This window comes from Salipiger bermudensis HTCC2601 (genome assembly GCF_000153725.1).
Lineage (GTDB): Bacteria > Pseudomonadota > Alphaproteobacteria > Rhodobacterales > Rhodobacteraceae > Salipiger > Salipiger bermudensis.
Window position 1 is genome coordinate 244,675 of sequence record NZ_DS022278.1, and the last position, 11,893, is coordinate 256,567.

At 63.1% G+C, this 11,893-nt stretch carries 13 protein-coding genes; 1 reads left to right on the plus strand and 12 read right to left on the minus strand.

Annotated elements, in window-relative coordinates; all coding sequences use genetic code 11:
• Positions 1–92: 92 nt before the first annotated feature.
• From R2601_RS27510 to R2601_RS26840, 12 genes are all read right to left on the minus strand, one after another.
• Positions 93–728, minus strand: coding sequence for an EF-hand domain-containing protein (locus tag R2601_RS27510; protein WP_007803540.1), 636 nt, complete (start codon positions 726–728; stop codon positions 93–95).
• Positions 729–1,509: 781 nt separating this feature from the next.
• The gene (gene tnpC / locus R2601_RS23830) at positions 1,510–3,135 is read right to left on the minus strand and encodes an IS66 family transposase (protein WP_007803542.1); all 1,626 of its coding nucleotides are present in this window, start codon (positions 3,133–3,135) and stop codon (positions 1,510–1,512) included.
• Between the two features lie 61 nt (positions 3,136–3,196).
• Complete coding sequence (tnpB, locus tag R2601_RS23835) at positions 3,197–3,544, minus strand: IS66 family insertion sequence element accessory protein TnpB (protein ID WP_040545958.1); 348 nt, start codon at positions 3,542–3,544, stop codon at positions 3,197–3,199.
• A complete protein-coding gene (tnpA, locus tag R2601_RS23840) occupies positions 3,541–3,909 on the minus strand; it encodes an IS66-like element accessory protein TnpA (RefSeq protein ID WP_007803373.1) in 369 nt (122 codons plus the stop codon). Before tnpA ends, tnpB begins: the two co-directional genes overlap by 4 nt.
• Before the next feature lie 564 nt (positions 3,910–4,473).
• On the minus strand, positions 4,474–5,655 hold the full coding sequence (locus tag R2601_RS23845) for a relaxase/mobilization nuclease domain-containing protein (RefSeq protein WP_007803546.1): 1,182 nt from the start codon (positions 5,653–5,655) through the stop codon (positions 4,474–4,476).
• On the minus strand, positions 5,652–6,206 hold the full coding sequence (locus tag R2601_RS23850) for a hypothetical protein (RefSeq protein ID WP_144266946.1): 555 nt from the start codon (positions 6,204–6,206) through the stop codon (positions 5,652–5,654). The genes R2601_RS23845 and R2601_RS23850 overlap by 4 nt, the downstream gene beginning before the upstream one ends.
• 245 nt (positions 6,207–6,451) lie before the next feature.
• Positions 6,452–6,739 (minus strand): hypothetical protein, encoded by a 288-nt coding sequence (locus tag R2601_RS23855; protein WP_007803549.1) that lies wholly within the window; start codon positions 6,737–6,739, stop codon positions 6,452–6,454.
• A 12-nt stretch (positions 6,740–6,751) separates the two neighbouring features.
• Positions 6,752–7,792 (minus strand): ParB/RepB/Spo0J family partition protein, encoded by a 1,041-nt coding sequence (locus R2601_RS23860; RefSeq protein ID WP_007803551.1) that lies wholly within the window; start codon positions 7,790–7,792, stop codon positions 6,752–6,754.
• A gap of 3 nt (positions 7,793–7,795) precedes the next feature.
• On the minus strand, positions 7,796–8,536 hold the full coding sequence (locus R2601_RS23865; RefSeq protein ID WP_007803552.1) for a ParA family protein: 741 nt from the start codon (positions 8,534–8,536) through the stop codon (positions 7,796–7,798).
• A complete protein-coding gene (locus tag R2601_RS23870; RefSeq protein WP_040545978.1) occupies positions 8,511–8,699 on the minus strand; it encodes a hypothetical protein in 189 nt (62 codons plus the stop codon). Before R2601_RS23870 ends, R2601_RS23865 begins: the two co-directional genes overlap by 26 nt.
• Before the next feature lie 235 nt (positions 8,700–8,934).
• The gene (locus tag R2601_RS23875) at positions 8,935–9,888 is read right to left on the minus strand and encodes an ArdC family protein (RefSeq protein ID WP_311135729.1); all 954 of its coding nucleotides are present in this window, start codon (positions 9,886–9,888) and stop codon (positions 8,935–8,937) included.
• Positions 9,889–10,247: 359 nt separating this feature from the next.
• On the minus strand, positions 10,248–10,400 hold the full coding sequence (locus R2601_RS26840) for a hypothetical protein (RefSeq protein ID WP_007803557.1): 153 nt from the start codon (positions 10,398–10,400) through the stop codon (positions 10,248–10,250).
• Between the two features lie 1,013 nt (positions 10,401–11,413).
• Between R2601_RS26840 and R2601_RS23880 the strand changes: the two genes are divergently transcribed.
• On the plus strand, positions 11,414–11,713 hold the full coding sequence (locus R2601_RS23880; RefSeq protein WP_007803560.1) for a hypothetical protein: 300 nt from the start codon (positions 11,414–11,416) through the stop codon (positions 11,711–11,713).
• Positions 11,714–11,893 lie beyond the last annotated feature (180 nt).

Genomic DNA, 11,893 nt, shown 5'->3' on the forward strand with positions numbered 1-11,893 from the left:
ACGTGGGTCTCCTCATTTCAGAGTTACCACGCCGGGGCACAAAATTCCGGACAGTCTCCGAACCTCGCCCCGCACAAGGCCCAGAGGCGCTTTCAGTTGCCCGAGGATCCGGAGCCATCCATCATGCCCATGGGTCCGTCCATCGTATTTCCGTTACCGCTCATCGGACCGCCAGAGCCGTTCATCTCCATCCGACGTGCGGGACGGCCCATCTCGGCTTCGGAGATCTTCGCATCGCCGTCAGCGTCAAGATACTGAAAGCGGCGGACCATGACCTCCCGGGTCATCGCCAGGTGGAGGGCTTCAAATTCAGCGAGTGACAACGTGCCATCGCCGTCCTTGTCGAACTCCTCCAGCCGGGCGAGCATAGTCTTGCGCCCCGTCTCCGGGGTCATGGCTCCCATCATGTCCGGACCCATCATCATGCGCATCATTGCGCCGTCCATCATCTCCATCTCGCCGGGGCCGACGCCCATCATGGCACCATCCATCGCGCCCATGCCGCCTGGGCCAAAACCCATCATGGCACCACCCATCATCTGGGCGTGCATGCGCAGCATCATCGGCATCATCTCCTGCATCATGTTCGCCTTACCTGCGGCCGCGGGATCTTGTTCGCTGCCGATCGGGCCGGCAAAACCATGGCCGTGATCGCTATCTGCGACGGCGAGTCCCGCGCCGGCCATGGTCAGAACCAGCGCAGTGGCGATCGTGTTGTACAGTTTCATTTTGTTCTTCCTTGAATCCCAAAGGGGGGGGAAGCGGCTGAAAATGCGCATCGCGTCCCTTTTCGATCAGCTATCGTGGCTGTTCTCTTGCTGATAGCCGTCGATGGAGAAGTTCTGGGACCGGTGCTTCAACCGCTAAGAATCCTGTAAGCGCCAGAAGTTCAGTGGCGTTACATGTTCACTGATCGTGCATCCGTTGACCCAGAGAGGGCCGTAATCTTCTCGATACACGACAAAAGCCCTGTTAGGATTTGGGAGGGTGATCGAGCCCAAAAGCCAGCGCCGACGTCCCGCTGCGCTGTTCGATGGAAAAGGGCCCGCGACAAGTACTCGGTACAGAAAACGGTATACAATCCGGCACAATCGCGATCAGGCACGATGTCCCCGAAGCGCAATGTCCATCGACAATTGCGGCCCTTGGCGCATGAGCGCCGACGTGGTCTACGCCTGCATATACGATCGTCTGAGATGATGGATAAGAGAGCGTATCATGCGCATGAGCTGCATGAGGAATAGAACTAAATCCGACAGTTAGTGCCACGACAATCATTGCGACTGTTCGCAAGACCACAACACACAGATTTTTTGATCGATTCCAGCGCAAGGGGAACTCCTTTGGTCTAAGCTACCCGACCATCGCCTTCTTTCCTTGATCTAAATCAACACTGATGAATCCAGGAGCTTTCGTCAACTCTTGACCCTGGACTGGAGCGCATATTCAATATGCGGCGATTTCTGCGGTCATGTCGATCCTTGGTAACCGGCCGGTAAGGACCACAGCTCAAGCGACGGCCTTCGCCTCTTTGGATTGCGGCACCCAGTTCCACGGCAGCAGCTCGTCGAGGCGGTTGATCTTGTGGTCGCCGATGCGGGCCAGGATGTCTGCCATATAGGCTTCGGGGTCGTGGCCGCTGAGCTTCGCGCTTTCGATGATCGTCATGGCTTCCGCGAGAGTTTCACCCCCGGCATCGGCCCCGGCGAAGAGCCAATTCTTCCGACCAATCACCACGGGCTTGATCGCACGCTCGGCCGGGTTGTTGTCGATGGCCACGCGGCCGTTCTCCAGGAAGAGCGTGAAGGAGGGCCAGCGGTGGAGCGCGTAGCGGAAGGCTTTGGCCAGTGCGCTCTTGCCGGAGACCCGGCCGAGCTGGGCCTCCGACCACGCCTTGAAGTCCTCCGCCAGAGGGCGCGTGCGGGTCTGCCTAACGCGCCGCCGCTCTTCGGCGGAGCAGCCGGTGATCTCGCGTTCAATGTCGTAGAGCGCGCCGATACGGTCCAGCGCCTCCCGGGCGATCTCCGACTTGGTGCCGATCCAGACATCGTGGAAGTCCCGGCGCAGGTGTGCCCAGCAGGCGGCCTCCCGGATGCGCACCACGCCGGTGGCATCGGGCTCATAGAGCGCCTTGAAGCCGGTATAGGCGTCCGCCTGGAGGATGCCGCTGAACTCGGCCAAATGGCGGTGCGGATGCGCACTCTTCCGATCCGGTGAGAAGAAGTAGGCGACACCGGGCGGCGCTGTCCCGCCCCATGGCCGGTCATCCCGGAGGTAGGTCCAGATCCGGCCCTCCTTCACGCCCTTTCCCAGTCCCTCGAGCCGCTTGGAGCGGTCGAGCACTCGCACCGGGGTGTCATCGGCATGGAGGCGATCGGCGGTCATCACGTCAGCCCTGATCCGCGCCACGAGCGGAGAGAGCACCCGCACACCCTGGCCGCACCAGTCGACGAGCGTCGAGGCCGGGATATCCGCGCCCATGCGGGCGAAGATCTCGTTCTGTCTATACAAGGGAAGATGATCGTCGAACTTGGAGACGAGGATGTGCGCCAGAAGGCCCGGTCCCGCCATGCTGCGCGGGATCGGGCGGGCAGGCGCCGGGGTCTGGGTGATCTTCTCGCATCTCCGGCAGGACTTCTTCGGGCGCGCCGTCTCGATCACCTTCAGCCGTGCGCTGATCAGTTCGAGGATCTCGCTCATGTCTTCACCGACGAGCCGCAGCTCGCCCCCGCAAGCGGGACAGGCATCGCCGGGATCGAGCACAATGCGCTCGCGGGGCGTTGCCTCCGAGACCTTCGGCTTGCGCCGCATGGGAGCAGGTTCCGCGACAGCGGGCTCTGCTTCCGGCTCCTCCTCGGGCTCCCGGGCGGCGGAAGCCGCGACCTCCAGCGCCTCGAGGGCCAGTTCCAGTTGTTCGATCTCGCGCTCGATTTTCTCCGAGCTCGCGCCGAACTTCTGACGCTGGAGCTTGGCGATCCGGATCTGGAGCGCCTGAACGAGGGCTTCGTGTGCCTTCAAGACGGCCGTGAGCCTTGTTGTCTCGGCCCGCATGGCCGCGTTCTCGGCCTCGAGTGCGGCGATCATCGCGCGCAACTTGGCAGGATCGTCAGGCGGAAGGGAGGAGGCTTCGGACATGCGGAACCTTTACCATCCCGTGCGGTCCATAACCAGTAAAACAAGGGGTTTGAGAGAAGTATCAGCTCACCCGAGCGGGAGGCGCACCCCAGTCCGGGCGGCGCCAGTCGATGCCTTCCCAGAGCATCGCCAGCTGCGCCGAGGTCAGCCTTGCGGCGCCGTCGCCGGCGACGGGCCACGGGAAGCGCCCCCGTTCCAGGACCTTGTAGTAGAGGCAGAAGCCCTGGCCGTCCCAGTAGAGAAGCTTCAGCCGATCTCCCCGGCGTCCACGGAACGCGAAGACCGCGCCGCTCGCTGGGTTTTGGCGCAGGACGTCCTGGGCAAGCGCGGCCAAACCGGCGATCCCCTTGCGCATGTCGGTGGTTCCGCAGGCCAAGTAGACCCGAACACCCGTTCCCGGTCCGATCATGCCGCCTCCACAGCCCGGATCAATCGGGTCAGCGTCTCTCCATCCATGCCGCTGTCGAACCTCAGGCAGCGCCCGTTGCTCAGCCGCAGCTCGACCATGACGGATCGCGCTGGCGCGGGGACGCTCGCTGCCGTCGGCGCCGCGCTGAAATCCACCGGCAGGAAAACAGCCCCGCGATCCGGCGACCACAGGCCCTTCTTCTTCAGATCACGCCGCCAGCCGTAGATCTGGGAGCGCGTGATCTCGTGCCGCTGCGCCACCTGCGTCACCGACGCACCGCCGACATCGACCTCCGACAGGATCTCGAGCTTCTCGTCTTCGCTCCACCGCCGGCGCCGCTCAACGCCCAGAACCTCGCCCAGCATGGCCCCTCCAAATAAGACACGTCGTTAAGGACGTCGTTATGCACGTGTCTTAGCTCGGAACCCCGCTGTCAGGCAGGCGGCCTCAATCGGGCGGTTACGATCCTTGCTTGCGCAAGGTGGTAGTAGCTGATGCCAGAGTGGTGGCCGTACCAGCCCTCCAGAACTTCTGGTGGTGCCCGCATAGCCGTCCATCAAGCCGCTTATGGCCGCTTCCGTGGAAGAAAACCCGTTCGCTTGTGCAGAAACAGGCCACTTGGAAAGGGCGCGAGTGCCTTTCCCGTCAGGGCTGATCGATGGAGCGAAGCAGGTGGCTCTGTGGTGTACGATCCTCGAGTGAGAACTCGCAAAACAGCGCTGGCTGCACCTTCTGCCCCGGCCCCATCCTTGTCAGTTCCTTCCACACTATACGGGAATTGAAACATATCCAAAGGGTCTTAAATCAAGGGCGATTTTTCACCAACATGGGCTCAAATTTGCCGTTCGCCGCAGATCGCCCGGACGGCCGATTCTTAAATTTGCGAGGCCGTCGAAGTGCTTCGTAGTCCTCGCATGCCGCAACATCCTCTATCTTTGACGCCCACCCCTGTCAGGACTTCCTTTTGACAGGTCCTGCTGACGCTCTGGGCTATCGGTCGGTTTTCCGCGCTCGCGAGGCGCAGAACGCGCTGCATCCTGCCCCGCTAGAGAACGGGCCATCTCGGCACGTTGCGTCGTCGTCTCGGTCAGCCGCGCTGCGAACCGTTTGGTTTCCCGCGCCAGGTCACGGTCCTTCGGGTCCGCTGATCCTGCCAAGATCGTTGCGGCTTGGTCATACGTTGCCATCACCCTGTTGCGCCGCGCGATCAACGCGTCATCCCATGCCTTCTGAGGTAGGCCCCCGCCGTTGTCTTCAAGGTCGCGGCGGACCTGGCGCATCTTCCGGGCATCGGCCAAGGGCTTACCGCCCCGTTGCCTGATCTTGTAGACAGGCGTGACCTCTCCCCGGCGCGTCACGCCTCGGGCATGGCGAGGGGTGGATTCCGCCTCGATCCCGCGGGTCCGGAGCTTCTCGGCGAACGTGTCCCGCAGGCGTTGCAGATCAGCTTTCCGCAGATTCAGCTTCTCGCCGTCCTCGCCCACGGTGCGAAGCGTCAGGTGCACATGGGGATGATGCGTATCCGTGTGCAGGGCCATCGCGTAGTCATGCCGCCCTTGGAACTCCTGCCTTGCCAGCGCCCTGACCGCGTCTTTCACCGCTTCCGCATTCGCCGTACCGGGCATCGAGAACACGATGCTGGTCGTGATCCTCGTCCGGTCCGTGGCAGAGCCTTCGCGTCGATCCTCGTCGTGTTTCTCTATCCACTCGCGAAAGATCGCGCCAACCTGCGTACGGCCGTTGAAGGCCTCCCCGCGATCATTCTCGACCTCAATCTTGCCGTTTCGGCTGATATAGGCGAGATGCTCCGAGGCCCTGACCGCTTCTGATGCTCGGCTGACCTTGGTCGGATTGCCGGACTTGTCGTTCTTGGCGGGCTTGGACACCTTCACCATGACCTCCGGCGCGCCTTTGACGATACGGGCCAACCGCGCCTTATCTGCCGCCGAAATCGTCTGCGCCTGCGCAGTTGCACGATCCGCATCTTGGGCGCCAGCCTTGCGCTTTCTGCCCCCGCTGTCGACGGATCCTCCAGCCGGCTTATTCAGCTTTCTGTTGGCCTCTGAATCCCAGCAATCCTGGAACCCCAGCTCCGACTTGAAGTCGCTCATGACTGATCATCTTCCCCTGACTGAAACCGGAAGCGACCTTCTGCATAGACGCTGAGCGCCATGCGCAACTTGGCGACGTCCTGGCGCAGGATCTCGACCTCAGCCTTGGTCAGATCTGCGCCCGCGCCCGTGAGCACACCTCGGTTCAGCGCATAGGCAATCTGGTTGGCGTTGACGGCCAGGCCGCGAAGCTGGCGGTAGGCCGCGCGAACGCCCCGTCTCTCGCCCGCAACCATCTGCGGTGCATTGCGCATCCGGGCCGACAGCAAAGCGGCAGCCCAAGTGGATGCCGTGACGCCTTGGGACCGCGCCTCTTCCTCCAGATCCTGCCGCACGTCAGCGGCCAGTCGCACCGTCACCTTGCCCTCCCGCCGCGCGCGGGAAGTCGGACGGCTGGGCGGAGCCGCGGCCTCGTCCCCATCCAGCGCCAGACCGATCAGGCGCCCCAAAAGGACCGACACAGTCTGCCCTTCTGATGCCGCCAGGGCCGCCAGCTGGGCATGGCGATCGGGCGGCAGATAGGTCATCGCGGCTTTCTTCTTCGTCGGCATTTTAACTCAAAGGTGCATTACTTGCTGGCGCTTAGCCTATCCTGCATTAGTCACAACCCTAGCCCCAAACGTGGTCCGGGACCACGTTTTCCGCGCTCACCGTCAAGGCTGGGCAAGATGCCGCCGCAGGCGCGAGATGCGGTCCCAGATCACATCGAAAGACCGTGATCCTCCGCTGGTCGCAAAGTAAAACGCACCGTCCGGAGGCGGTGCGTTTCGATCCGTCAGGCCTGCTTTGCTGAGGGCTAGCCCCAGAGAAAAAGCAGTCGATTGCGCGGGGTGACGCGGAAGACGAGGCTGTCGAGATAGAACGACAAAGCGCTCAGGGCGACGAACACGCCGCCCATCAAAACCGGCGCGATGATCCGATAGACGAACGGGGTCTGATCAACGGCATCAACGCCGTAGCCGGTGAAGACCATCACCGCTCCGGCCACCCCGGCGGCCAAGTGCAGCACCATCAGCACCGTGAGAGTCGCCTGAACCGGCGTGCGGATCAGCAGCATTGCGTTCCAAAGCGCGATCTTCACCATCTCTTTTCCTCCTCAGTCCCGCAGCAATTCCACCAGCTCGACCTCGGCCAGTGGCACCTCCGCCAGCCGCCCCTCCCCCTCGAAACGGATTAGGAGAGACTTGGTGTTCGAAGCGGGCTGGTCGAGAAGCGCCTGGCCGAGCTGTCCGGCATGACGGACCAAAAGGGCGGGCGAGGCGCCAACGACGCGCGGCCGGGGCACGGTCTGAGAAGCGGCCGCTGGCGCTTCAACTGGCGCGCTCCCCTGCCCTGCCACTTCCGCCGTTTCGAGGCTTGCATCGGGGGTTTGCTTCGGGCTTTCCACTTGAGGCCCCTCGGGCGCAATCGGTGCGGTCGCACTCACGTTGTGCGCGGCCTGTTTGGCTTCGATCTCCGCCCGCAGACGCTCGACGGACACGCGGCTAATATCCCCCGCCTCGGACTCGCTGAGAAACTGCCGAACGGCGGCTTCGTCCTTTTTCCAAAGCGTGTTCAAATCCGACAGGGCGCGGATCGGGGCGTTCCGGGCGGCAGCGTCGCGCAACACATCCGGCATCTTGGCCAGGGCGGCGAAGCGGGACACCTCGCCTTCGTTCCAGCCAAGCGCCTCGGCGATTGCACTGCGCGACTGGCCCGCTGCCCGCATCGCAGCGACCGCCTCCGCGACCTCCAGGGTCGTCAGGTCGGCCCGCTGCACGTTCTCGGTCAGCTGCGCCATGCGCAGCGCGTCCGTCATCTCGCGAACGACAGCCGGAATCCTGATCAGCCCCGCCAACTTCGCGGCCTGGAAACGCCGCTCGCCCATGATCAACACGTGCTTCCCGGCCTCATCTGCAGGCTGCACCGTGATCGCCTGCAGTACCCCTTGGATCCGGATGCTCTCCGCCAGCGAGGCCAGCTGATCCTTGTCGAAATGCCGACGGGGCTGCTCGGGGTCCGGTACGATGTCGTCAAGCGGGATGTCACGCTGCCCGGCCTGCGCCGGTTTGTTCTTCCGCGTCAGGGCCGCGAGATCGCCGCTCTTCTTGAGACGGTCCAGCGTCTGCATCGTACTACCGAATTTCTTCTCGGCCATGGCTCACTCCTCCTTCTCGATAGCCTCGATGAACCAGTCGAAGAAGGCGCCGAACTCGGCTGCAGCCTCCTTGCCGCTGGCGGTCGGCACCTCGAACACCGGAATCCCCTCCGCCTCGGCTGCCTCGTATCCAACCCGGTTCCGGATGGCGTGTGGCACCAGAAGGTTGGAATAGGACTCTGCAACGGCGAGCAGCGTCTCGCGCTCGTTCTTCTTCACGGCGTCGAAGCGCGACGGCAGCAGGCCCAGGAACTGGATGCCCTCGTTGATCTCCTGCACCTGCACGAAGGCTTTCAGTACGCCCTCGACACCATCGAGTGAAAACCGCTTTAGCTCGATAGGCGACAACATGAAGTCCGCCGTCAGAAGCGCGCCGTAGACCAGCGCCGAGAATGTCGGCGGCGTATCCACAATGCAGAAGTCCGCGCCCTCCAGCCCGTCCAGCGCCGCCACGGTGCCTTGCAGCACCGTATCGTCCGAGCTGACAGGTACGTCGCGGTCCCCTTCGATCAAGACGACCTCGCCAGGATCGACGAAAAAGCTCGGCGCTTCGCCACCCTCGAGCATCTGCAATGCGTTTCCGACGACCCGCGTGCCACCCATGGCACTGGTGAGGTTGCGTTGCCCGTCCAGATCAACGGCGATCACCGAATAGCCTGCGCGACCGAGGTAAAAGGCAATCTGGCTCGCCACGGTCGTCTTGCCGACGCCGCCCTTGTTATTCGCGATCACGATCGTCTTCACGGTCTGCTCCTTTCTCGTCGGTCTTCGGGCCGATACCCCATTGCTCAAGCGCGGCGAGGACGATCTCGCCCATTGTCGTTTCCCCCTCGAAGGCCTCGCGCTTCAGGGCGCGATGCACGTCGAGGGGCATATTCATGGAAAACATGCGTGTTGGATTGCGCATCGACCTCTCCGCAAAACGCAGTCGGATTTCGGCTGACATATGCGCGGCGCCCTGATGCAGGGCGACTGACCTCGGCCCTGGGTCGCCGCGGCGAGACGTCTGTCTCGGCGCGGCAAATTTTTCCCGGGGCCAGGCCGCTTGCCTGTAGTGGCGTCCATAGAGTCATACATATGTATGGACTTCAAACAGATGGGGCCCGCAAATGCGGGCCCCTTGCGAAGTCTTGCCGATCTGCTCAGGCGGCGCGTAAAGCCCCGCCGACGGCGGCGGCCTCCAGAACAAAGTCCGCGGCCTTTTGCGCGGCGCTCGCCGCCTTGAAGATCGCCCGCTTGTCTTCTTTCAACACCCCGAGCCAGCTCTCGAGGTAAGATGCGGCCTCGTCGATGGTCGGCTCGACGCCAATGCGCGCGCCAAGAAAACAACTGCCGATTTCTGCTATCAGCTCTTCGCGGGCATAGTCGGCCTTGGTGCTACCGACCTTGAAGCGGTCCAACCGCGACCGATGACCGGTCCAATGCGTGACCTCGTGGCAAAGCGTTGCCGTGTAGTGCTGCGCGGAAATGAAGGCGGACACGGGCGGCATCTGGATCCGATCCTCCGACGGGATATAGCACGCCCTTGCACCGCCATGCGTGACATTGGCCCCGACTGCTTGGAAGAAAGCATCGACCTCCGGCAGGGGGCGCGTGCCAAGATCTTCCTGCACCTCGGGACGGTTGTAGAATTCTTCCGGCAAACCTTCGATCTGGTCGGCGTTGAAGACGCGATAGGCGCGGGCATAGGGGATCGCGACCGCCTCACCGTCGTCATTCTCCCGCTCGATGGTCCCGTATTTCACCACCGTCGATGACTTCTGCCCCTTGCGCACATGCGCGTCGAAGTCCTTGGCCTGCTTGAAGGTGAACCAATGCGCCGAAGCAAACCCGTTGGCATGGGCGGCAAGCCAGAGCATCAGCACATTGATCCCCCGATAGGGCTCGCCATTTGCCCGCAGCGGGAATGTGCCGCCCTGCTCGCCACCGGACCAAGGCTTGCGCCACGGCGAAACGCCCGCCTCCATCGCCTCGATGATCTGGTTGGTAACGTGCTGGTAGATGTCGAAATCTGATTTAGCCATTTGTGGCCTCCTGACTGGTGAGACGGGGGGGCTTGGCGCCCTCCTTCCGCCGATGGGCTGCGCCTCGGCCACCTGATCCGACCGAAAACGCATGTTTTCGGCGGAACAGAGTGGGAGAGGGCGAAGCCCGACCCACGGGCCTGAACCGGACAGTCAAAGGATCGGAGACGAGGTTGGTGCGGCCCGCAGGCCGGAGGCCGAGGACACGGTCCTCGTCGGAGACGACGCGCCTGCGCGGCGCTTGTCTTTTGACTTTCCGGGGCAGGTCTGTTGGGCGGACCAGACCAAAGGAAACAGCCAGGGCGGGGGTGAGCGGGCGCACGCCCGTCGATCCCCTGCCCTGACCTCTGACGACATGTGACCCGCGCAAACTGCGCGGGTCTCTTCTGATCCTTGTCGGAAACTCAGCTGGCCGAGGCCGACGACGGCCATCAGCCCTCCTCCGGAGGCCGATCCAGGTTGCGGGAATAACTGACCTCGACCTTGAGGAAGCCTGGGACGCTGAGCGCGACCGAGATCTTGAGGTTCGCCTTGGTGGCGAGGCTTCGCAGGATTGAGCGCAGACGGGCGATGATCTTGTTCATTGTGGTGCTCCTTTCGGTGATGGATGATTTCGGGAGATCACCGCGACGGCCCAGAGCGGACCGGTGCACCGCCTGCGGTCGCAACGAAGCGCAGCGCAGTGAAGAAGGGCCTGCCCTTGCACCGGGACGGGGCCGGCGCACGCTCTCCCAATCAAATCGCCACACCGCGAAGGTGCTTTCGCACACTGACGGATGCCCGAACCTGCGCGTTCCTTCCTGTGCTGCCCCACCCCCAAACCGATCGCGAAATGCGGGCCAGACCTCTGGCCGAGACGGAGGCCACTAGGCGACCATTCGGCCGCGCTGAGGGCTGGCTCGGAGAGACTGACCGCAGCGCTCTTGGCCGAAGGGAGCACGGGGGTGTCCGGCTCGGGGTGGAGGGCGGCGGCGCCGACCGGAACCTCGGCACGCGGTCCCGCGCCTGCGCGGGATTCGCCCAGACCCAACGTCCCGTCGCGGTTTCCCACAGGCCCCTCTCTCGATACTTGGGGTCTCGTTCGGGGCCTGCTCCGGCCTGAAACTCCGCTCCCAAGGTCGCTTCATTCCAGGCTGGAAAACCGCTCGCCCTCAACCGTCCGTCGCACATCAACCCGGCGGAAAATTGGTTCTGGATCGCAGTCGCAACGCGCCCTCCAAACGAGGAATACGCGTAGAAGCTGATCTTCAGCCGTTACCCAAGGCTGAGACACATTCAAAAACATATCGACTTTCAGTGGCTTGCCCTGACGTTGATTGGCGTCTTTCCGCGCAACGATGGAACAGTAAGGTTCAACCTCAGACTGTTTCAAAGTAGCAATTCCGGGCTTGGTTCTTAGTGGTGAAGGCCCAGGATGACCGCTTTTCGCGACTGCCTCAGTGAAGCCGCGAAGCCCGGCGTCATGGGCTCCTGACCGAGAGCCAGCATGACGTTCTCAGCCAACCGCTTCTTCCCGAGCGGCGAGCCGACACGACCCGTTGCGCCGCCGGGCACCCAACCTGTGGCACGACACAGACGAACCAAGAAGGAGGTACAAATGGACCAATCGAGCGCGGCTGTCCGACAACCGAAGCGCGCCCTGCTACTCGGCAACAGGGTGCGCCAGTTCATCAAACGCGGGGGCCGCCTGCGCTACGAACCCCATAAAGATCCTGCGAACGGCAAAACCGTCTGGGTCGTCATGGGCGTCTTCCCCGACGAGACGGAAGAGCCGGTGTTCACGACGTCGTCCGGCGAGCACAAGCACTTCCGCTCGGCCGATGCCATGATCCAATATCACAGCCAGATGTGCCCGGATGAGGATGTGCTGATCGTTCCGATGCCCACGAGCCATTAGCTCACGGATTGGAATGGCCCCTCCTGGGGCCATTTCGCCGCGATAGCGGCTCCTGTGCAGCGACACCGCTGGTGAAACAGCGCGACATCGCAGGTGGTGATTTTGGCGCCCCGAACGCGATCATCTTCTCCGGCGGCCCGGACAGCCTCACCCGCGAACGCTCACCGCGGCCGCCCAAGG